At 59.5% G+C, this 24,560-nt stretch carries 6 protein-coding genes; 4 read left to right on the top strand and 2 right to left on the bottom strand.

Translation table 11 applies throughout. The features are described 5' to 3' along the window. Nucleotides 1-4 precede the first annotated feature (4 nt). The 3 genes from USH94_RS05865 (at nucleotide 5) to USH94_RS05855 (ending at nucleotide 21,540) form a co-directional block, all read left to right on the top strand. The gene (locus tag USH94_RS05865) at nucleotides 5-18,010 is read left to right on the top strand and encodes an Ig-like domain-containing protein (protein WP_111964661.1); all 18,006 of its coding nucleotides are present in this window, start codon (nucleotides 5-7) and stop codon (nucleotides 18,008-18,010) included. A 177-nt stretch (nucleotides 18,011-18,187) separates the two neighbouring features. Next, nucleotides 18,188-20,368 (top strand): type I secretion system permease/ATPase, encoded by a 2,181-nt coding sequence (locus USH94_RS05860; protein WP_111964660.1) that lies wholly within the window; start codon nucleotides 18,188-18,190, stop codon nucleotides 20,366-20,368. Beyond that, nucleotides 20,365-21,540: an HlyD family type I secretion periplasmic adaptor subunit gene (locus USH94_RS05855; protein WP_111964659.1), complete on the top strand. Its 1,176-nt coding sequence runs from the start codon at nucleotides 20,365-20,367 to the stop codon at nucleotides 21,538-21,540. Before USH94_RS05860 ends, USH94_RS05855 begins: the two co-directional genes overlap by 4 nt. A 35-nt stretch (nucleotides 21,541-21,575) precedes the next feature. On the opposite strand, the gene USH94_RS05850 is transcribed toward USH94_RS05855, so the two are convergent. After that, nucleotides 21,576-22,460 carry a MarR family transcriptional regulator gene (locus USH94_RS05850; RefSeq protein ID WP_111964658.1) on the bottom strand — a complete coding sequence of 295 codons (885 nt, stop codon included), beginning with the start codon at nucleotides 22,458-22,460 and terminating at the stop codon, nucleotides 21,576-21,578. Nucleotides 22,461-22,736: 276 nt separating this feature from the next. Between USH94_RS05850 and USH94_RS05845 the strand changes: the two genes are divergently transcribed. Further along, the gene (locus USH94_RS05845) at nucleotides 22,737-24,200 is read left to right on the top strand and encodes an EAL domain-containing protein (protein WP_111964657.1); all 1,464 of its coding nucleotides are present in this window, start codon (nucleotides 22,737-22,739) and stop codon (nucleotides 24,198-24,200) included. 29 nt (nucleotides 24,201-24,229) lie between these two features. On the opposite strand, the gene USH94_RS05840 is transcribed toward USH94_RS05845, so the two are convergent. Then, complete coding sequence (locus tag USH94_RS05840; RefSeq protein WP_023311651.1) at nucleotides 24,230-24,502, bottom strand: DUF883 family protein; 273 nt, start codon at nucleotides 24,500-24,502, stop codon at nucleotides 24,230-24,232. Between the last annotated feature and the right edge of the window lie 58 nt (nucleotides 24,503-24,560).

Here is a 24,560-nt window from a genome sequence, read left to right as displayed (position 1 = left end):
GAATATGAGTAACATAAAAGTTGTTGATGTCATCATTCGCAAAACGGCGGAGAAAACGAAATTAACCGGCGAAGGAAATCTGTCGGTCTCTATTTCATCCCCGAGCGTGATTGAAATCCAGGGTTCTGCTCAGGATGTGGTGCGCTATGTCCGCCAGGGTAAAGACCTCCTTATTTATATGAAAGATGGCAGCGTTATTCGCTGCAATAACTATTTTGTTGAAGATCCTGAAACGCATACTCAGTCAGAGCTGGTATTCAACGATCGTCAGGAACTGACGCATATTTCTTTTGCCGATGCCGGGGACGCGTCAGGCGCTGCGGTGACCGAGTTAACCGCGCAGGCCACACCGATTAGCAGCATTCAACCTTTCCTTGAACAGGAAAGCGTCTTAAGCGACGCGCCGTGGGGCTGGATTGCGGGAGCTGCATTAGGTGGCGGTGCCATCGGGGCACTGCTGGCAAACGGCGGCGACGGCGAAACTAAGACAAAAGTTATTGATAATACGAAAGAGGTGGAAAGCGCCACGCCAACCTTCCTGCTGTCGGATAAAGCGGGTGACAAGCAGGGCGTGCTGAGCGCAAACGAGATCACGGACGACAGCAACCCAACCTTTAGCGGTACCGGTCAGCCGGGCGCGACCATCCAGGTCAAAGACAGTAGCGGCAGCACCATTGCGAGCACGATGGTCGGCAAAGACGGCACGTGGACGGTAATGTTACCGACGCAAACGGACGGGGAGCATACCTGGTCGGTCGTGCAGATCGACGGCAGTAAAACCACCTCTGCGGGTAGTATCACCGTGACGGTTTCAACCGCCGATGCCGCCATTACGCTTGCCACCACGGCGGGCGATAACGTGCTGAACGCCAGCGAACAATCCGCGGGCTTTACGGTTTCCGGAGCCAGCAAAAACCTGGCGCAGGGTACCTTACTTACCGTAACGCTGAACGGCAAAACCTACGCGGCTGAAGTCGGGGCAGACGGCGCGTGGAGCGTGAACGTGCCTGCAGCAGACGCGCAGGCGCTGGGCGACGGCACCTGGACGGTTAACGTCAGCGGTAAAGACGCGGCGGGTAATACCGTGAGCGGCAGCCAGACGATTGGCGTGGATACCACCGCGCCAACCCTCTCTGTCGATACCCTCGCGCAGGACAACATCATTAATGCGGCTGAGCACAATCAGCCGCTGACCCTGACCGGTAAAACGAATGCGGAAGCCGGTCAGATCGTCACGGTCACGCTGAACGGTAAAAACTATAACGCTACGGTGGGTAGCGACGGCACCTGGTCCGTCACGCTTGCAGCGAACGACGTGCAGGCGCTCAACGAGGGCAATCACAGTCTGACGGTTAACGTTAGCGACAAAGCGGGCAACGGTACGTCCGTGACGGGAGATTTCACGGTTGATACCACCGCGCCGGTCGTCACTATCGATACCGTGGCGGGCGACGATACCCTCAATATCAGCGAGCAGGGGCAGGCGCAGATTATTTCCGGGCAGGCGAGCGGCGCGTCGGCAGGCGATGTGGTCACCGTGACCGTTGGCGGACAGTCCTTCACCGGCGTGGTGCTGGCGGACGGCAGCTGGAGCGTAGGCGTTCCGGCGTCCGTGCTGGGCGCGTTGGGAGAAGGTAACCATACAATTTCAGTTTCCGTGACCGACGCGGCAGGCAACACCGGCAGCGCCACGCACGATATTACGCTGAGCGGAAACCCGCCAGAATTTACGATTGACGCCATCAGCCAGGACAACGTGCTGAATGCTCAGGAGGCAATGCAGCCGCTGAGCCTCACCGGCACCAGCAACCTGCCTGACGGCAGCGCTATCACCGTGACGCTGAACAACGTCAGCTATCAGGCCACCGTTGAAAACGGTATCTGGGCGGTCCAGGTGCCGGTTTCCGACGTGCTGAATCTGGCGAACACCCTTTACACCGTCAGCGTCAGCGGTACCGACAGCGTGGGTAACAGCGGCTCTGCCGGGGCGACGCTGCTGGTGGATACCGTACTTCCGCAGGTCATTATCAATACCTTTGCGGGCGACAACCTGGTCAATAACGCCGAAGCGGGCGTCGATCAAACCCTCAGCGGTCGCGTTACCGGCGCGGCGGCGGGCGATACCGTATCTGTCACCGTGGGCGGCAAGAGCTACACCGCAACGGTTGGCAGCGACCTGACCTGGAGCGTGAAAATTCCGTCAGCGGATCTTCAGGCCTTTGGCGACGGGGATTTAACCTTTACCGCGTCGGTGACCAACGGGCACGGCAATACCGGCACCGGCGAGCGCGATATCAATATCAATGCTGAACTGCCGGGCCTGCGCGTAAACACCATTTCCGGCGATGACGTCATCAACGCGATCGAACAGCAGCAGGATCTGAGCGTCACCGGCTCCAGCACCCATCTGGCTGCCGGCACGCAGATTACCGTTACCATCAACAACGTTGATTACGTTACCGCGGTTAACGCCAGCGGCAACTGGCAGATCGGCGTCCCGGCGGCGGACCTGCAGGCCTGGAGCGCGGGAGGCATCACGGTTAGCGTCAGCGCGGTAGATGCCTGGGGCAACACCGTTGCGGCTGAACACCCGATTGAACTGGATCTGAACGCCGTGGCGGTCACCATTGATACCGTCTCCGGCGACGACCTGCTGAATGCGGCAGAAAAAGGCGCCGATTTAACAATTTCCGGCCAGACGCAGGGCGTGGAGGCGGGGCAGACCGTGGTGGTGAAATTCGCCGACCAGACCTTCACCGCGCAGGTGCAGCAGGACGGCTCCTGGAGCCTGACCGTGCCCGCCAGCGCCATGGAAACACTCATCGACGGGCGCGCGCAGGTGAGCGTCAGCGTCACTAACGTCAACGGCAACAGTGCCGACGCGTCGCGCGTAGTCACGGTGGATACGCAGCCACCGGCGATTACGCTCGATAACCTGACCGCCGATAACATCATCAACGCGGCTGAAGCGCAGCAGGATTTACTGTTAAGCGGTAGCAGCAGTGCGGAACCCGGCCAGACGGTTACCGTGACGCTGAACGGCAAAACGTATCAGACTACGGTCCAGACGGACGGTACCTGGCAACTGAGCGTCCCGGCGGCTGATGTCGGTGCCCTCAACGATGGCATCGTTACCGTGACGGCCACCGTGAGCGACGTGGCGGGCAACACCAGCAGCGCCGACCGCGTGGGTCTGGTGGACGCGACCGTGCCGCAGGTGACCATCAACAGCTTTGTCACCGACACCAACACCGTTAACCAGCTCGCCCATTCACAGGCGCAGGTCCTGAGCGGCTCCGTCACCGGCGCGGCAGCGGGCGATCTGGTGACCATCACTATTAACAGCGTCGATTACACCACCGTGGTGGATGCGGCGGGCAAATGGAGCCTTGGCCTGCCGGCGTCCGTCGTGCAGGGGCTGGCTGACGGCACCTGGACAGTTGACGTCTCCGTGACCGACAGATCCGGCAATACCGGAAGCAGTTCGCTGGATGTGGTGGTGAATACCGTGACGCCCGTCATCGGTATCAACACGCTGGCGGCGGACGACGTGATTAACGCGACCGAGAAAGGCGAAGATCTGCAGATTTCCGGCACCAGCAACCAGCCGGAAGGCACGACTATTACGGTGACCCTGAACGGCATTCAGTACACGGCCACCGCTGACGCCAGCGGCAACTGGAGCGTGACCGTACCGGCGGCAAACGTGCTGGCGCTGGGCGAAGCGAATTACACCGTGACGGCGAACGTCACCGATAGCGTAGGCAACAGCGCCTCAGCCTCACACGATGTGCTGGTAGACAGCTCGCTGCCGGTGGTGACGATTAACACGCTGGCGGGCGACAATATCGTTAACGCGGCGGAAGTGGCGGCAGGGCAAACCCTGTCCGGCAAAGTCACGAACGCGGCGCCAGGTGACACTGTCACGATTATCCTTGGCGGCCAGACATACACGGCTACCGTACAGGACGATCTGACCTGGAGCCTGCCGTTAAGCGAGAGCCAGTTCACCGCGCTCGGCAACGGGGATCTCACCGTATCGGCCAGCGTCACCAACGCGCACGGCAATACCGGTTCCTCTTCGCTCGACTTCACCATCGACGCCCAGCTTCCGGGACTGCGTATTGATACGGTCGCAGGCGACGACGTGATCAACGTGATTGAACACGCGCAGAACCTGATTGTATCCGGAACCAGCACCGATCTGGCGGCGGGCAGCGCCGTGACCGTGACCATCAACGGCAAAGCCTATTCCGCAACGGTGCTGGCGGACGGCACCTGGCAGGCAGCGGTACCTGCTGCGGACGTGTCCCAGTGGGCGGATGGCTCGCTGGATATCAAGGCAAGCGCGCAGGATGCTTCTGGCAACCCGGTAACCATCGGGAGCGTCGTGGACGTCGATCTCGCGCCGGTCGCCATCACCATCAACAGCGTGACCGACGACAACGTGCTTAACGCGGCGGAAAAAGGCCAGGATTTGGTGCTGTCCGGCACCACTTCCAGTGTTAAAGCGGGCCAGACCGTAACCATCACCTTCGCAGGGAAAACCTACACCACGACGGTGGATGGCAACGGCGACTGGACCTGGACCGTTCCGGCTGCCGATCTGAGCGGCCTGAAAGACGGCGACGCCAGCGTTCAGGTCAGCGTCATCAACGTGAACGGCAACGCCGCGTCTTCGGCGCAGGCATTCAGCGTCGACACCACCGCGCCGACGGTTACCATCAACACCATCAGCGGCGATAACATGCTGAATGCGGCAGAGGCGGCGCAGGATCTGACCCTGAGCGGGACCTCTACTGCCGAAGCGGGCCAGACGGTCACCGTGACCTTCAACGGCAACCAATATAGCGCGCAGGTGCAGGCGGACGGCAGCTGGACGCTGGACGTGCCTGCGGCGGATCTGGCAGGCATTACCGATGGCAGCGCGGCGGTAACGGCGACCGTGTCAGATAAGGCAGGTAACCCGGCCAGCGCGGGCTCCTCGGTGCTGGTCGACACCACCGTACCGCAGATTTCATTCAACATCGTTGCGGGCGATGACATCATCAATATTGCCGAGCACGGCCAGGCGCTGATCGTCTCCGGTAAGGTGACGGGCGCGCAGGCGGGTGACGCGATCACCGTGACCCTGAATGGTAAAGATTACACCGCCATGCTGGATGCGTCCGGCAGCTGGAGCGTGGGCGTTCCGGCGGCGGACGTGGGTGCGCTGGTCAACGGTGAGCAGACGATTTCTGCGACCCTCACCGACAAAGCCGGTAACAGCACCACCGCGACGCACGAGTTTGACGTCTCCCTGACCGCGCCGGTCATTGCCATCAATACCCTGGCGGCTGACGACGTGATCAACGCGACAGAGAAAGGCCAGGATCTGCAGGTGTCCGGCACCAGCAACCAGCCGGAAGGAACCGCCATTACGGTGACGCTGAACGGCATCAACTATACGGCCACCGCCGACGCGAGCGGGAACTGGAGCGTGACCGTTCCGGCGGCAAACGTCTCGGCGCTGGGCGAAGCGAGCTACGTGGTGACGGCGAGCGTAACCGACACCGCGGGCAACAGCGCGAGCACCGGTCACAGCGTGCTGGTCGACAGCGCGCTGCCGCAGGTCACCATCAACCCGGTCGCCACGGACGACGTTATTAACGCGGCGGAAGTGGCTGCCGGACAGACCCTGAGCGGGAAAGTGAGCGGCGCGGCGAGCGGTGACACCGTCACGATTTCAATTGGCGGCAATACGTACACCGCGATGGTTCAGGACGATCTGAGCTGGTCGGTCAACGTGCCGTCCACGATCTTAACCGCCATCGGGAACGGCGATCTGACCGTGTCAGCCAGCGTCACCAACGGCCACGGCAACACCGGAACCGGCGAGCGCGAAATCGTGATAGACGCTAACCTGCCTGGCCTGCGGGTCGACACCGTGGCGGGCGACGATGTCATCAACAGCATCGAGCACGCTCAAAACCTGATTATCACCGGCTCCAGCGAAGGCCTGGCAGCGGGCGCGGCGTTAACGGTGACCGTCAATGGTAAAACTTACGCCGCAACCGTGCTGGCGGACGGGACCTGGACGGCGGCCATTCCGGCGGCAGACGTCAGCGCGTTGAATGCGGGCACGGTCACCGTGACCGTGGACGGCCAGAGCGCGGCGGGCAATCCGGTTTCCATTAGCCATGACGTGAAGGTGGATCTGGCGGCAGTCGCCATCAGCATTAACCCGATTGCCTCTGACGACGTGATTAACGCGGCAGAGAAAGGCGCGGACCTGGTGCTGTCCGGCTCCACCACCAACGTGGAAGAAAACCAGACCGTCACCATCACCTTCGGCGGTAAGTCGTACACCGCGACGGTCGATGCCGACGGCAACTGGACAACCACCGTGCCGTCTGCCGATTTGGGCAGCCTGAAGGACGGCGATGCCAGCGTGCAGGTGAGCGTCACCAACGTGAACGGCAACAGCGCCTCCGCGGGCCGCGAGTACAGCGTGGACGCTACCGCGCCGACGGTGTCTATTGAAATCATCAGCGACAACAACATCATCAATGCGGCCGAAGCGCAGCAGGATCTGGTGATTAACGGCGTCACCAACGCCGAAGCGGGTCAGACCGTCACCGTGACCCTGAACGGCGTGGACTACACCACCACCGTTGAGGCTAACGGCAGCTGGAGCGTGACCGTACCGTCCGCCGATCTGGGCGCGATTGCCGACGGAAACTACACCGTCAGCGCCGCCGTATCGGATAAAGCGGGCAACCCGGCCTCCGCGGATCGCGACGTGCTGGTTGATACCACCGTTCCACAGCTGACCATTCACACCGTTTCCGACGACGACGTGATCAACAGCGCCGAGCATGCGCAGGCCCTGATTGTCACCGGTTCCGTGACCGGCGCGGCGGCGGGCGATGTGGTCACCGTCACCCTCAACGGCAAATCGTACACCGCCACTCTCGACGCCTCCGGCAACTGGAGCATTGGCGTGCCTGCGGCGGACGTAACCGCGCTGGCCGCCGGGGATTACACCATCACCGCGGCGCTGACCGATAAAGCCGGCAACAGCAACAGCGCCACGCACGGCGTAGAGGTGAACCTGACCGCGCCGGGGCTGACCATTGACACCGTTTCCGGTGACGATGTAATCAACAATACTGAGAAAACCCAGGATCTGACCCTCTCCGGTACGGCTTCCGGCCTGGCGGCAGGCGCGGTGGTGACCGTGATGCTCAACGGCAAAGCGTACAGTGCGCAGGTGGACGATAACGGAAAATGGACCACCACCGTTCCGGCGAGCGAAGTCGGTCAGCTGGGCGAGGCGCTTTACACCGTCACCGCCTCGGCGACGGACGGCGTCGGTAACAGCACCAGCGCGTCTCACACCGTGAACGTGGAGTCCGTTCTGCCGGGCGTGATCGTTAACACCATTGCGGGCGACGACGTCATTAACGCGGCAGAGCTTGCAGCCGGCCAGACCATCAGCGGTAAGGTGGTGAATGCCGAAGCGGGCAACACCGTGACCGTGACCATTGGCGGTAACATCTACACCGCAACGGTGCAGAGCGATCTCACCTGGTCCGTCGATGTGCCTGAATCTGTTCTGACGGCGCTGGGCAACGGCGATTTGACGGTGTCAGCCAGCGTGACCAACGGCGTCGGCAACAGCGGATCCGCTGAGCGCGATATCACGATCGACGCTAACCTGCCGGGCCTGCGCGTGGATACCGTGGCGGGTGACGACGTGATCAACAGCATCGAACACGGGCAGAACCTGATTATCACCGGTTCCAGCGACGGGCTGATGGCAGGCGCGGCGCTGAACGTGACCGTAAACGGCAAGACCTATCCGGCGATCGTGCTGGCGGACGGCACCTGGAGCGCGGCGATCCCGGCTGCAGACGTCGGCGCATTGAGTGCAGGCACGGTTACCGTGACCGTTGCCGGCCAGAGCAGCGCCGGTAACCCGGTTTCCATCAGCCACGATGTAACGGTGGATCTGGCGAGCGTTGCCATCAGCATTGACGCCATCGCCACCGATGACGTGATTAACGCGGCCGAGAAGGGCGCGGATCTGATGCTCTCAGGCACTACCTCAAACGTCGAAGAAAATCAGACCGTCACCATCACCTTCGGCGGCAAGAGCTACACCGCGACCGTAGGCGCCGACGGCAAGTGGACGACCACGGTGCCAGCGGCCGATCTGGCGGGTCTGAAAGACGGCGACGCCAGCGTGCAGGTGAGCGTCACCAACGTCAACGGCAACAGCGCCTCGGCGGGCCGCGAGTACAGCGTGGATGCGACCGCACCGTCCGTGACCATCAATACCCTGGCGACGGACGACATTCTCAATGCCACCGAAGCGAAGAGCGATCTGACGGTTTCCGGCACCAGCACCGCCGAAGCGGGCCAAACGGTCACCGTATCGCTGAACGGCAAAGACTACACCACAACCGTCAGCGCGGACGGCAGCTGGACGCTGAACGTTCCGGCGGCCGATGTTGCGGCCCTGACGGACGGCAGCGTGACCGTTACCGCATCGGTAAGCGACAAGGCGGGCAACCCGGCGTCGGTGGATCACAACCTGGCGGTAGATATCACCGTCCCGGCGGTGACCATCAATACCGTGGCGGGCGATGACGTGATTAACATCGCAGAACACGGCCAGGCGCAAATCATCAGCGGCACCGCCACCGGCGCGGCAGCGGGCGATAAGGTCACCGTCACCATCGGCGGCCAGACGTACACCACCGTGCTGGACGCGGCGGGGAACTGGAGCGTGGGCGTCCCGGCGAACGTGATTTCCGGCCTCAGCGACGGCACTGTGACCGTCACCGCGTCGGTTACCGACTCGGCGGGCAACACCGGTACTGGCAGCCATAACGTGACCGTCGATACCGGTCTGCCTTCGGTCAGCTTCAACGCCATCAGCGGCGATAACGTGCTGAACGCGGTGGAGAAAGGTCAGGACCTGAGCGTCAGCGGCACCAGCGCCAACCTCGCGGAAGGCACCGTGGTGACCGTGACCCTGAACGGCAAAAACTACGCGGCCACGACGGCGGCAGACGGCACCTGGAGCCTGACGGTTCCGGCGGCGGATCTGGCGGGTCTGGGTCAGGCCAACTACACCCTGAACGCGAGCGCTACCAACGGGGTGGGCAACAGCGTGAGCAACACCGCGAACCTGCTGGTGGACACCGCGCTGCCAACGGTCACCATCCACACCGTGGCGGGCGATAACGTCATTAACGCGGCGGAAGTGGCGGCAGGCCAGACCCTGAGCGGCACCGTGGCGAATGCCGAAGCGGGCAACACCGTCACCGTGACCATTGGCGGCAACACCTACACCGCGACGGTGCAGAGCGATCTGACCTGGTCCGTCAACGTGCCGTCTGACGTGCTGACCGCGCTGGGTAACGGCAGCCTGAGCGTAACGGCGACCGTCACCAACGGCCACGGCAACACCGGTACCGGCGAGCGCGAAATCGCTATCGACGCTAACCTGCCGGGCCTGCGCGTCGATACCGTGGCGGGCGACAACGTGGTCAACAGCATCGAACATACTCAAAACCTGATCGTCAGCGGATCCAGCGACGGGCTGGCGCCGGGCACGGCGCTGACCGTCACCATCAACGGCAAAGACTATGCGGCCACGGTGCTGGCGGACGGCTCCTGGAGTGCGGCTGTTCCGTCTACCGACGTGAGCGCGTGGCCGGAAGGCACCGTCAAAATCAGCGTGACCGGCGACAGCTCAGCGGGTAACCCGATTACCATCAGCCACGATGTGACGGTGGATCTGGCGACCGTTGCCATCAGCATCAATGCGATTGCGACCGACGACGTGATTAACGCGGCGGAGAAGGGCGCGGATCTGGTGCTGTCCGGTGCGACCACCAACGTGGAAGCCGGGCAGACCGTGACCATCAGCCTGAACGGCAAAATCTACACCACCACGGTGGACGACAGCGGCAGCTGGACCTGGACCGTACCGTCTGCGGATCTGGCTGGCCTGAAGGACGGCGATGCCAGCGTGCAGGTGAGCGTCACCAACGTCAACGGCAACAGCGCCTCGGCGGGACGTGAGTACAGCGTGGATGCCACCGCGCCGACCGTCACGATTAATACCCTGGCGACGGACGACATTCTGAATGCCGCCGAAGCGAAGAGCGATCTGACCGTGTCAGGTACCAGCTCTGCAGAAGCTGGCCAGACGGTGACCGTGTCGCTGAACGGCAAAGACTACACCACAACCGTCAGCGCGGACGGCAGCTGGACACTCAACGTCCCGGCGGCCGATGTTGCGGCCCTGACGGACGGCAGCGTGACCGTTACCGCATCGGTAAGCGATAAGGCGGGCAACCCGGCGTCGGTTGATCACACTCTGACGGTGGACGTCACCGTTCCTGCGGTGACCATCAATACCGTGGCGGGCGACGATGTCATTAACCTCGCAGAACACGGCCAGGCGCACATCATCAGCGGCACCGCCACCGGCGCGGCTGCGGGCGATAAGGTCACCGTCACCATCGGCGGCCAGACGTACACCACCGTGCTGGACGCGGCGGGGAACTGGAGCGTGGGCGTCCCGGCGAGCGTGATTTCCGGCCTCAGCGACGGCACCGTGACCGTCACGGCGTCGGTTACCGACGCGGCGGGCAACATCGGTAGCGGCAGCCATAACGTGACCGTCGATACCGGCCTGCCGTCCGTGGCCTTCAACGCCATCAGCGGCGATAACGTGCTGAACGCGGTGGAGAAAGGTCAGGACCTGAGCGTCAGCGGCACCAGCGCCAACCTGGCGGAAGGTACCGTGGTGACCGTGACCCTGAACGGTAAAAACTACGCGGCCACGACGGCGGCAGACGGCACCTGGAGCCTGACCGTTCCGGCAGCGGATCTGGCGGGTCTGGGCGAAGCGAATTACACCCTGAGCGCGAGCGCGACCAACGGCGTGGGCAACAGCGTGAGCAACACCGCGAACCTGCTGGTGGATACCGCGCTGCCGACCGTCACCATCAACACCGTGGCGGGCGATAACGTCATCAACGCGGCGGAAGTGGCCGCGGGCCAGACCCTCAGCGGCAAGGTAACGAACGCGGAGGCGGGCAATACCGTCACCGTGACCATTGGTGGCAACACCTACACCGCGACGGTGCAGGGCGATCTGACCTGGTCCGTGAGCGTGCCGGAGTCCGTCCTGACGGCGCTGGGCAACGGTGACCTGACGGTGTCAGCAACCGTCACCAACGGCCATGGCAACACCGGGACCGGCGAGCGCGAAATCGTTATCGACGCCAGCCTGCCGGGCCTGCGCGTTGATACCGTGGCGGGCGACGATGTGATCAATAGCATCGAACATACTCAAAACCTGATCGTCTCCGGCACCAGCGACGGGCTGGCGGCAGGCACAACGCTCACCGTGACCGTCAATGGCAAAACCTATGCGGCCTCCGTGCTGGCAGACGGATCCTGGAACGCGGCGATCCCGGCGGCAGACGTCGCGGCCTTCGCAGCAGGTACCGTCACCGTGACCGTTGCAGGTCAGAGCGCGGCGGGCAACCCGGTGACCATCAGCCATGACGTGACCGTCGACCTGGCGTCGGTGGCTATCAGCATCGATGCGATTGCCACCGACGACGTGATTAACGCGGCGGAAAAAGGCGCGGATCTGGTGCTCTCCGGCAGCACTTCGAACGTGGAGGAAAACCAGACCGTTACTGTTACCTTTGGCGGCAAGACGTACACCGCGAAGGTGGATGCTGACGGTAACTGGACGGCCACCGTGCCGTCTGCGGATCTCGCGGGCCTGAAGGACGGCGATGCCAGCGTGCAGGTGAACGTCACCAACGCGCACGGCAACAGCGCGTCGGCGGGGCGTGAGTACAGCGTGGACGCGACTGCGCCAACCGTGACCATTGATACGGTTGCAGGCGATAACGTGATTAACGGCAGCGAAGCGGCTGCGGGCGTTGCCATCTCCGGCACCACTACGGCGGAAGTCGGTCAGACGGTCACCGTGACGCTGGGCGGTAAGAGCTATACCGCGCAGGTGCTGCAGGGCGGCATCTGGAGCGTTAACGTGCCGGGCAGCGATCTCTCCACGCTGGCGGATAACGGCTACACCGTGCAGGTTAGCGTGAGCGACGCCGCGGGTAACCCGGGCAGCGCGGGCAAGACAATTACGCTTGATACCACGCCGCCGACCGTCAGCTTTAACGTTGTCGCGGGCGATGACGTCATTAACAGCGTGGAGCACGGCCAGGCGCAGATCGTCAGCGGGTCGGCAACCGGCGCGAACGTCGGGGATAAAGTGGTTATCACCCTCGGCTCGCACCAGTACACCACCACCGTTGACGCCAGCGGCAACTGGAGCGTGGGCGTTCCGGCCAGCGTGATTTCCGCCCTGAGCGACGGCACCGTGACCCTCAGCGCGACCATTACCGACAGCGCGGGTAACAGCAGCACCCAGACCCATGACGTGGTGGTCAACACCGCCTCCGTGGCGCTGACGGTGAACACCCTTAGCGGTGACGACGTGATCAACGCGGCTGAAGCCGGTTCGTCACTGGTGATTAACGGCTCCAGCGCGCAGTTCGCCAGCGGGACTCAGGTCACCGTGACCCTGAACGGCAAGAGCTATACGGCCACCATTCAGAGCGACGGCACCTGGACGACTACCGTACCGGTTGCAGACGTCAGCGCCCTGGCCGATGGCGCCAGCTATCAGGTGTCCGTATCGGCACAGGACAGCGCGGGCAACAGCGCCTCCGCAACGCATACTATCAGCGTGGATACCACTGCGCCGGTGGTGAGCATTGGGACGCTGTCGGTTGACGACATGCTGAACGCCGCGGAAGCGCAGCAGCCGCTGACCGTGCACGGTTCTTCCAGCGCGGAGGCGGGTCAGACCGTTACCGTGACGCTGGGCGGCAAAACCTATACTGCGCTTGTCGGCAGCGACGGCACCTGGACGCTCGACGTGCCGGCGGCAGATCTGGCCGTCCTGAGCCAGGGCGCGCTGACGGTGACCGCCTCGGTCAACGATAAAGCCGGTAATAACGGCCAGACCACGCACACCTTAACGGTAGACACCGTTGCGCCAACCGTGACCATCAGCACCGTGGCCGATGACGATATCGTCAACGACGCGGAGCAGCTGGCGGGCCAGACGATCCGTGGTACGACCACGGCGGAACAGGGCCAGACGGTGACCGTCTCCTTCAACGGGCACAGCTATCAGGCGACCGTCGGGGCGGACGGATCGTGGTCGGTCTTCGTGCCGGGCCGTGATTTCCTCGGCCTGAGCGACGGGCAGTACACCATCACCGCTTCGGTGAACGATAAGGCGGGCAACCCGGGCAGCGCAACGCACGACGTGACGCTGAACGGCGATGTGCCAACCATCACCATCAACACCTTTGCGCAGGATGATATCGTCAACGCCGCCGAGCACGGCACGCCGCTGGTTATCAGCGGTACCACCGACGCGCCTGCAGGCCAGACGGTAACCATCACGCTGAACGGTAAAACCTATGCGGCTACCGTCCAGAATGACGGTACCTGGAGCTATACGGTGGGCAGCGCTGACGTGACCGCGCTGGCAGACGGCGGCTCGTACGTCATCAATGCGCAGGTGAGCAACACCATCGGCAACAGCGCCAGCGATAACCATACCGTCACGGTGGATCTCACCGCGCCGTCGATGGGGATAAGTATTGATTCGCTGCAAAACGATACCGGCCTGAGCGCAACGGATTTCATTACCAACGACAGTCAGGTCGTCGTCAACGGCTCGCTGACCGCGCAGCTCGGCAATAACGAGAAGGCGCAGATCAGCCTCGACGGCGGCGTCACCTGGATTGACCTGACCGTGACCGGCACCATCTGGCGCTACGCCGATGGCCGCACCCTGACGGACGGTACGTATCAGTACCAGGTGCGGGTGATTGATAACGCGGGCAACGTGGGGGCAACGGACAGCCAGGACGTGGTGATTGATCTGACGAAGCCTGCGGCAACCACCATTACCGTGGATTCCATTACGCAGGATACCGGCCTGTCCGGCAGCGACTTTATCACCAGCGACAACCAGATCAGCCTTAAAGGCACGCTCGGTGCGGCGCTGGGCAGCGGCGACCACGCGCAGATCAGCCTTGACGGCGGCGTCACCTGGACCGACGTCAGCGTCAGCGGCCTGAGCTGGACGTACGTCGATGGCCGCACGCTGGCCGACGGGGATTACAACTACCAGCTGCGCGTGATTGACGATGCGGGCAACATCAGCGCCACCGCCTCTCAGGTGGTGACCATTGATACCGTTGCGCCGGACGCCAGCAAAACGATCGCCATCGACAGCATCAGCGACGATACCGGCCTGAGCAGCAGCGACTTTATCACTCGCGACACGTCCCTGACGCTGCACGGCTCGCTCGGCGCGACGCTGGCCGACGGGGAATACGCGCAGATCAGCATCGACGGCGGCGTCACCTGGCAGAACGTGATTGTCACCGGCAACAGCTGGTACTACGTGGACGGCCGCACGCTGGGTAACCAGACCTATGACTACTACGTTCGCGTGGTGGATGCGGCCGGTAACGTGGGCGCCAGCGCCCATCAGCAGGTGACCGTCGATACGGTCGCCCCGGATGCGGCGATTACGGTGACCGTGGATAACATCACCGTGGATACCGGCTTCGACAATAACGACTTCCTGACCAGTTCGACCTCGTACACGCTGCACGGAACGCTCGGCGCAGAACTCGGCGCGGGTGAATTCGTGCAGGTGAGCATGGACGGCGGCAGCACCTGGGTATACGCCACCGTGAGCGGCACGCAGTGGAGCTACAGCGACACGCGTACACTGACCGACGGCAGCCATAACTATCAGGTACGGGTCGTCGATCTGGCGGGGAACGTTGGGGCAACCACCTCGCAGGCGGTGACGGTGGATACCCAGGCGCCGCAGTACGGCGTCACCATCGACAGCATCAGCGAAGATACCGGCCAGTCCGGCAGTGATTTCATCACCATGGACACCACGCTGACCATTAACGGTTCGCTGGGCAGCGCGCTGGCAAGCGACGAGCGCGTACAGATCAGCCTGGACGGCGGGAATACGTGGCTCGATACCACGGTCACCAACCAGCGCTGGAGCTACACCGATACCCGCGATCTGCCTGACGGCGACTACACCTACCAGGTGCGGATTATCGACCAGGCGGGCAATGTGGGTTCCACCGCGTCTCAGATCGTCACGGTAGACACCACGCCGCCGACCACGGTTGGCACGGTCGTGAGCTACACCGACGGCGAAGGCGAGCGTCAGGGCACCTTTGGTAGCGCGGTGGCAACGGACGATAACTCGCCGCTGATCAACGGGACGCTGAACCGTGCCCCGGATGACGGCGAGATCGTGCAGCTCTACCGTGACGGGGTTCTGCTCGGCCAGGTGACCATGAACGGCAGCGCGAGCTGGTCCTTCCAGGACAACGGCCTGAGCGACGGGAATCACACCTACATCGTGCGCGTCACCGACAGGGCCGGAAACTACACGGAATCCGACGGCTTTGTGCTGAACGTCGATACCAGCATCCCGACCACCACGGCGGCGATCACCGCGCAGACCACGTCGGACACTACGCCGATCGTCAGCGGTACCGTCTCCGCTGACCTGGTGAACGGCGAATATCTGGTGGTGACGGTGAACGGCAAAACCTACACCTCCCAGACCGGCGGTGCGGTGGTAGTCGACCCGGATCACAACACCTGGTATCTGCAGATCCCGGACGGCGATGCGCTGAGCGTGGCAAGCTACAGCGTGACCGCGCAGGTGAAGAGCAGCGCGGGTAACGGCAATACCACCGGTACGGCGACCGGCAGCCTGGTGATTGATACCACCTCGGTGAATACCGACTGGGCAACCACGGCGGGGAACAGCAACAACTCCACCATGACCCTCGGCATGAACAGCAGCGGTCTGTGGAATATCATCGCTAACGGCCAGTCATACTCCAGCAGCGATAGCTCGACCTATGCCGGCAATACGCTGACCAACACCCGTAACTACTACGTGGTGAGCCAGACCGCCGCCGACTTTGACCGTAACGGCACGCAGGACATTTTCGCGACGGAAAATACCTACGCCGGTTCAACGCAGGTGATGTGGACCTACGATGGCAGCACCTATAACGCCAGCCAGCTGGCAATGGGCACTACCATCTGGTACGGCGGCGTGATTGCGTACGATAAAACAGGTGATGGGTATCTGGATCTGGCCTACGGTGACTCCGGCGCGGACTCCATTACGTACCTGATCAACAAGAACGGCGTACTGTCGCCGGATGGGACCAATGGCGGAGCAGGTTTCTGGGGGCAATTCACCACCATGCGTGAAATCTCCGGCGTCGATCTGAACAACGACGGCACGGTAGATATTGTCCAGCACACTAACCGCAGCGGCGCGTACTCGTTAACCGTGATCAACAACAACGGTAACGGCACGCTCTCCATCGGTCAGAACCTGACGAACGTGTTTGTGGCAAACGCTTCAAATACCACCACGGCGGCATCCATGACGTGGGCGGACTTCAACGGCGATGGCTACATGGATCTGTACCTGGGCAGCAGCTACAACAACAACGGCGGGGTGATCTACTACAACGACGGTACCGGGAAGCTCTCGGGCACCAAGAGCGCGGTAGAAGCCTCTAACGCAGCGGCGGGCTATTTGTCTGTGGCGGTGGACTGGAACGGCGACGGACAGATGGACATCGTCAAGCTCAGCACCTACAGCGGCTCGCAAACGGCGACCCTGTTCACCAACAACGGTTACGGCTCTACCTGGACCTCAAGCCAGCTGGCTTCAGGCCTGGCGAACGTCACCGGCGTGGCGGCTGTCGACTACAACTGGGACGGCGCGCAGGACCTGCTGGTTTCTCAGCAGAACGGCAAGGTGGTGCTGGTGCAAAACAGCAAAACCATTGCTGACGGCACCGCGATGCATCTGCACATTGTCGACAGCGAGGGCATCAACGCCTACTACGGCAACACGGTCAATCTGTACAACGCCGCGGGCGTGCTGGTGGCCTCGCAGATCATCAACGCCCAGTCCGGTATCGGTTCGAACGATACCTCTGCGCTGGTGAGCTTCTACGGGCTGGATCCGAATGAAACCTATTCGGCTGAGATCCTGAAGATCACCAACGGCGTGTCGGATAACGTCACCTGGAGCGGTCTGGAAGCAGGCAACGGCAAGGAGGGCTATGTCCTGACGGCCGAAGCCGCCACCGGCGGCCACAGCGGGACTATCACCGGGACCGGGTATAACGACACCTTTATCGCGGAAAACGGCACCTATACCTACAACGGTTCCGGCGGCTGGAATACCCATTCCGACTATGACACCTGGAGCAAAACCGGTGGGATGGACGTGGTGGATTACCGCAATGCGACCTCCGGCGTAACCGTTGACCTGCGCCTCTCAACCGCGCAGGACACCGGGTTCGGCACCACGCGTCTGCTGAACATTGAAGGGATTAACGGTTCGGATTTCGACGACGTCATCACCGGCAACAGCGGTGATAACCAGTTCGAAGGCCGCGGCGGAAATGACACCTTCAACATTGGCAGCGGCGGTCACGATACGTTGCTCTACAAGCTGATCAACGCGTCGGATGCGACGGGCGGTAACGGTCACGACGTGGTGAACGGCTTTACGGTCGGGACCTGGGAAGGGACAGCGGACACGGATCGTATTGACCTGCGCGATCTGCTCTCCGGCAGCGGCTATACCGGCACGGGCTCGGCGAGCTATGTGAACGGCGTGGCCACGCTGGACAGCAGCGCGGGCAATATCAGCGATTACATCCGCGTGGTGCAGAACGGCAGCAATACCGAGATCCAGGTTGACCTGGACGGTACGGGCGGCCAGTTCTCGCCGACCACTCTGGTGACGCTGAACGGCGTGCAGACGGATCTGGCGACGCTGCTGGCGAACCATCAGCTGTTAATTGCGTAAAACAACGCCGCGGGGAGCGATCCCCGCGGCCTTTTGGCATTTCTTTACACGAATAGTCATAACCCTATATTTCACAAGATTATTTTGCGGGCTCGTTTAGAAAGCGTTCGTTTTTTAATCATCCCGTAAAGGTATCATTTCAGGGCGGAATTACCGCTCTGGACAGGACGTAGCCTTATGAAGACACATCCACTGTACGAACCCTGGCTGCAGGGCATGCTCATCATCGCGAAGCACTACCGGCTGGATTTTTCCGCGGAGCATGTTCGGGTCACAATTAACCATGAAAGCCAGTCTCCGCGCCAGCTGGTGCTGGAGGAGATGGCGCGCCAGCTTGGGCTGGGGATGCGTGTGGTGGCGGCGGAAGCGGTATCCCTCGATCCGTGGCGCCTGCCGCTGCTGGCGGAATTCACCGGCGGGCAGATTGCGGTGATCAACCGCATGGACAACGAAGGCAACGTCAGCCTGCAGTTCAGCGGCGATGCGGGGCTGGAGACGACGCTGACGCGCGAGGAGATCGGGTCGCGGTTAAAGGGCCTGATGGTACTGCGCCCGCTTGAATCCACGCCGGATGCCCGCGTGGATGACTACATCAAACCGTATGAGAAAAACTGGTTCTGGCAGCTGGCGCTGAAGGACTGGCGACGCTACAGCGATATTATGCTTGTGGCGCTGGTGGCTAACGTGCTGGCGCTCTCAGGCATGGTCTTCTCCATGCAGGTATATGACAGGGTGGTGCCGTCGCAGTCGGAGGCCACGCTGTGGGTGCTGTTTGGCGGCGTGATGATTGCCATCGTGTTCGAATTCATCATGCGTATGCTGCGGGTGCATATTTCTGATGTAGTGGGCAAGCGCGCCGACCTGCGTATCTCTGAACGCGTTTTTGCCCACGCGCTGCGGATTAAAAACGGCGCGCGATCGAAATCAACCGGATCGTTTATCGCGCAGATCCGCGAGCTGGAGTCGGTGCGCGAGCTGATCACTTCCACCACCATTGCGGCGATTTCCGATCTGCCGTTCTTCCTGCTGTTCGTCTTCATTCTGTGGATGATTGGCGGTCCGCTGGTGCTGGTGGTTCTGCTCGCCGTGCCGCTGCTGCTCATCCCGGGCCTGCTGGTACAGCGCCCGCTGGGGAAACTCTCCAGCGAAGGGATGCGCGAATCCGCCATCCGTAACGCTACGCTGGTGGAAGCGGTGCAGGGCATTGAAGACATCAAGCTGATGCGCGCCGAACAGCGTTTCCAGAACCAGTGGAATAACACCAACGACGTCGCCGCCAGCGTCGGCATGAAGCAGCGCTGGCTGACGGGCCTGCTGCTCACCTGGACGCAGGAGGTGCAGTCCATCGTTTATGCGGTAGTGCTGCTGGTGGGGTGTTATCTGGTCATCAGCGGCGATATGACCACCGGTGCGCTGGTCGGGACCTCGATTCTGGCGTCGCGGACCATTGCGCCGCTGTCGCAGATCTCAGGCGTGCTCTCGCGCTGGCAGTCGGCGAAAGTGGCCCGCAAGGGGCTGGACGATCTGATGCAGCGTCCGATTGACGATCCGCAGCACGGCAAGAAGGTGCACAAGGCCCACCTGCGCGGCGACTATTCGCTTGAGGACGTTGGGTTTTACTACGACGAGGAAGAGAAACTCACCGTGCTCAACATCAGCAAGCTGCAGATCCGCGCCGGGGAGCGCGTGGCGGTGCTTGGACGCAATGGTTCCGGGAAAAGCACGCTGTTACAGCTTCTGGCGGGCATGCAGGAGCCGCAGCAGGGCAGCATTCTGCTGGACGATATTGCGCTCAATCACCTCGACCCGGCCGACGTGCGTCGGGACATGCAGCTGCTGAGCCAGCAGGCCCGGCTGTTCTTTGGCTCCGTGCGGGACAACATCCTGATGGGGAACCCGCTCGCCACCGATGACGAAATTCATCAGGCGCTGGTCAACAGCGGCGCGCTGGAGTTTGTGCGCAAGCAGAAAATGGGGCTGAACACCATCATTAACGAAGGCGGAACGGGCCTCTCCGGCGGACAGCGTCAGGCGCTGCTGCTGGCGCGTGCCCTGATCACTTCACCAAATATCCTGCTGCTGGACGAACCTACCGCCTGGCTGGACGAAATGAGCGAGAAGCAGTTTATTCAGCATCTTCACAAATGGCTGGGTAAACGCCGGACGCTGGTCGTGGCGACGCATCGCCTGCCGATTCTGGACCTGGTCGACCGCATCATCGTGCTGGAAAACGGCAAGGTGGTGATGGACGGACCGCGCGACGCTATCCTGCACCAGCACGGTATGGCACCGCAAAAAGCAGCACAGCGCACCGTGACCATGAAGCCGGCGGCGGTTGCAGAGGAGGGCGCGGCATGAATGATTTGTCTCGTTTCAATAGCCGGTTGAAGGAGCCTCGCCTGCCGCGCTCTACCCTGGTGGCATGGTCGCTGTTTGCCCTGCTGGCGGTGTTTATCGCCTGGGCAAGCCTGTTCCATCTGGATGAGGTGACCACCGGCAGCGGTAAGGTGATACCGTCTTCGCATGAGCAGGTCATTCAGTCCCTGGAAGGCGGCATTATCCACAGCCTGATGGTGCGCGAAGGCGACATTGTGGAACGCGGCCAGCAGCTCGCGCAGCTTGACCGGACGAAAACCGAGTCGAGCGTGCTGGAGAGTGAGTCTCGTCTGAATGCGGCGCTGGCAACGGCGGCGCGCCTGAAGGCCGAGGTGAACGACACGGAACTCTCGTTTCCGGAAGAACTGGATGACGACGTTGAGCTGGTCAAACAGGAAACGGCGCTCTACCAGTCCCGTCGTGAAAGCCTCGAAAAAGGACTGGCCGGTTTGCGTCAGGGGGCCGAGCTGGTGCAGCGCGAACTGTCGTTAACCCGTCCGCTGGTGACACAGGGAGCGGCCAGCAAGGTGGAGGTGCTGCGTCTTGAGCGTCAGAAAAATGAGCTTGAGAACAAAATCACCGAGATGAAAAACCAGTATTACGTTCGCGCCCGTGAAGAGCTGGCGAAAGCCAATGCGGAGATTGAAGCCCAGCGTTCGGTGATGAAGGGTCGGGAAGACTCTCTGACCCGGCTGACCTTCAATGCCCCGGTTCGCGGGATCGTGAAGGATATCGACGTTACGACCGTGGGAGGCGTCATCCCGCCGAACGGCAAGCTGATGAGTCTGGTTCCGCTTGACGATCAGATGGTGATTGAAGCGAAAATTTCGCCGCGCGATGTGGCGTTTATCCATCCCGGACAGAAGGCGCTGGTAAAAGTGACGGCCTATGACTACTCCATTTACGGCGGGCTGGAAGGGGAAGTGACCATGATTTCGCCGGACACCCTGCAGGATGAGGTGAAAAGAGATGTTTATTACTATCGCGTCTATATCCGTACCGACAGTAACCATCTGACCAATAAGCAAGGTCAGGAATTCCCGGTCTTTCCGGGCATGATTGCTACCGTAGACATTAAAACCGGCAGCAAAACCATTCTGGATTATCTGTTGAAACCGCTGAACAAGGCAAAAGAGGCGCTGCGGGAACGATAGATGAGTGGCGTTCGGAATTCCGAACGCCTGGTGAATTATACGGTTGACGTCATGTTTTGAGCGTGGCGTCGCTCTTTAGGTACAACGTTGATGTAATGGGTAACATACGCAAAATATAATCCGGCATAATTTTCAACAAGTTCGAGAAACGCCGGGTATATCGACATTCGACCATCACCACGATCTTTAAGATAACCTGCCTCTTGTGCCGATTTAATAATTCGGTTGACGTGAATGCGCGAAACAAAAAATTCTTTTGCTAGCGTGCTTGCTGAATATTCAATGACGGCACCATGGGCAGATTTGTTTTTCATGGCCTGCAGGTAAAGATAAAGCATAATCATACGCCCGCCATCTTTATCGATAAATAATCCCACTTCTGGCAGCACCTTTCGGAACGTTAATCCCCGAAAAAGATATTCAGCCGCGCGGCGAAAAAAGTTGTTTCTCAAAATATCATTATCCAACAGGTTAACATTAATATTAAATGCTGGGTAAAGAATACTGACGGGCAAAAAAGCACCGGACATATAACGCTTAAGTTCATTAAGACCTTTTTCAGTGGGCGCGATTCTCGTTTTACGGCGGTCTTCCGTGCAGCGCCAGGTCCTGATGCGCCCGGTAGTTCTGAGTATCGTAATGATCGCAATAACGCTGTTAGGGCTGGCTATCTTATAGCGAGAACATAATTCTTTAATCTCTGAAACTGACTCGGCCTGATTTCCAAAAATAAAACAACACATGGAGAGAATAATATTGAATCGTGATTCCTGCAGCATTGTCTTGTAGAACAAAGGTTGTTTTTTGTAGATGGTGTCATTAATTGTGTAGTGCTCTGATATTGCCTCACCGAATCGCGGATTGCTCTTTATAACATCCCTTCGATGTAGCAAGGCCCTGGATGAGATATGATTATCCATAGCATTTTTCTCGTATTTGAATGAACCGATAGATGAAGTATCCAGTCTTCTTTTTCGGAATTTTCATTATACCCTGAGAATGAGATTTTTGTCGGGGTTATTTGAAAAGAAAAGTATATTTAAACCGCGGTGATTAACGCAAAGATGTTCCGGTGAGTTCAGCTGATAATTGTTTCGTACCCTGTGGCTGTATTGTAAAATTAATGATTATAAAAGGTGCGTTAAATTTAACGTATTCACAAATGGAAAAGGTGCGTTAGTGCCCAGGAGCAGTTTATGACCCACAAAATTTCTCACAGAAATGGGGCGTGCGATGAACAAAAATTTGTCATTTCAGCCTGCGGTTTTACGTTCCAGGGATATCGTCTGATCCTAAGCCAGTACGGAATAGAGGCTTCGCATCTGCACTTTGAGGGGGATGAGATATCCGAGCGGGATATGGAAAATATCCTTATAAATCAAAATGCTCATATCGTTGCCTTTCTTGGTAAGGGGGTCGTGAATCTCCTGGAAAGCCTGAAGCGTCTGGCATCCGTGCTCAATACACTTCCCGTTATTCGACGCGTCACCCTGTATGGTGACATACCGGATGGCTGGCTGTATCGCACCCTGGGCAGTCTTTTAAATAATAGTTATCAGTTATCATTGATTCGTATAGCCCGCGTTTCAGATATTATAACCTTTATTCATACGCACCATAATGTATTTAAGGACCGTTCGTACTTATTACGCGATCGTTACCGGGATAACTCTTCCCAGGAAAACGTAAAGTGGCTAACAAAAAGAGAGATTGATGTTTTATTAAATTTCTATCGCGGCATATCAGTAAAAGAAATGTGCGAAAGAATGGGCTTATCGAATAAAACGGTTTATACCCATCGGAAGGAGGGTGTGCTCAAATTAAACTTAATTAAGCGATGGCTACACGATCCGCATAATTTAAAAGCGGAAGGGCGAATTAAACATCAGCGCCAGAAAACAGAATTCACGGATAAGGAAACAGAAATATTTAATGCGCTACTTAAAAGAGAGATCTTCCCTGCCTATCAGATTATTACCGATCGTGACAAAAAGGGCGTAGGTTTTGAAATACTTATCCGCTGGAATAAAAACGGTAAAATTGTCAAGCCAGCCAGTTTTCTCACGGACATTTCAAATCATGAGATATGGTTAAAAATAACAGCGTTAGTCATCCATGCCGCCGTTTCGGGTATTAATAAGTATAACGGGAAATATTATTTTTCTGTGAACATCCCGCCTCGCCTGGCTTCCGGGAATGCATTGCCTGATATGGCACGCAAAGCCATCGATATGCTGCTCAAACCGCAGTGGGCCGAAAAGCTGGTCTTTGAATTTGCAGAGGATATTGACGTAACGAAGGACAAAAGGATCCCTGAAACCATGCGGCATTTACGTAATACGGGGTGTCGATTGTATCTGGATGACTGCTTCTCGAATCATCAAACTATGTTCCCGGTGCGCCAGGTGCATTTTGATGGACTTAAGCTGGATCGGGACATCGTTGAGCATTTTGTGGCAAACGATAATGACTATAACCTGATTAAAGCGATACAGCTTTATAGCGATATGACCGGAACGGACTGTATTGCAGAGGGGGTTGATAGTGAAGAAAAGTTTGAGAAATTAGTCGCGCTAGGCGTCAAGAATTTTCAGGGGTATTATTTATCGCGGGCCGTGAAAGAGGATGAGTTAGACCGTATGGTAAGATTGTTTAGTTAGGTAAAAATAAAGCCCCGAAGGGGCTTTTATTATTTTCGACCCAGCAACAGACCGAGAACAATACCGACAGCACCCGCGGCGACGAGGCCGGTGAGGGGATTATTTCTGACCGCTTCTGTTACATCGGAAACGGCATCGCTGGCCTGCGCGGCATATTTTTTGGCTGCACCTTTTACCTGATGCTTTGGTGAATCAACGAATTCACCAAACTGCTGCTGCGCTGAGCCTGCTAGTTCATCAAATTTATTTTTTGCTTTATCTTCAGCAAACTGGGTGTTTTTATCAGTACCGAAATCAGACATTTTTGCCTCCTTTTGTTGATAATTAAAGGATAGCCGCTCTTTGTGGATACGGGAGACG

This window comes from Enterobacter sp. 148H3 (genome assembly GCF_034107425.1).
Classification (GTDB): Bacteria; Pseudomonadota; Gammaproteobacteria; order Enterobacterales; family Enterobacteriaceae; genus Enterobacter; species Enterobacter vonholyi.
Note: the sequence above shows the minus strand (reverse complement) of the source record. Positions and strands in the feature narration are given on the sequence as shown.

Bases quoted from the DNA above. Each gene is read 5' to 3' on its own strand.
- USH94_RS05865 (WP_111964661.1), top strand. From the start codon at position 5: ATGAGTAACATAAAAGTTGTTGATGTCATCATTCGCAAAACGGCGGAG.
- USH94_RS05860 (WP_111964660.1), top strand. From the start codon at position 18,188: ATGAAGACACATCCACTGTACGAACCCTGGCTGCAGGGCATGCTCATC.
- USH94_RS05855 (WP_111964659.1), top strand. From the start codon at position 20,365: ATGAATGATTTGTCTCGTTTCAATAGCCGGTTGAAGGAGCCTCGCCTG.
- USH94_RS05850 (WP_111964658.1), bottom strand. From the start codon at position 22,460: ATGGATAATCATATCTCATCCAGGGCCTTGCTACATCGAAGGGATGTT.
- USH94_RS05845 (WP_111964657.1), top strand. From the start codon at position 22,737: ATGACCCACAAAATTTCTCACAGAAATGGGGCGTGCGATGAACAAAAA.
- USH94_RS05840 (WP_023311651.1), bottom strand. From the start codon at position 24,502: ATGTCTGATTTCGGTACTGATAAAAACACCCAGTTTGCTGAAGATAAA.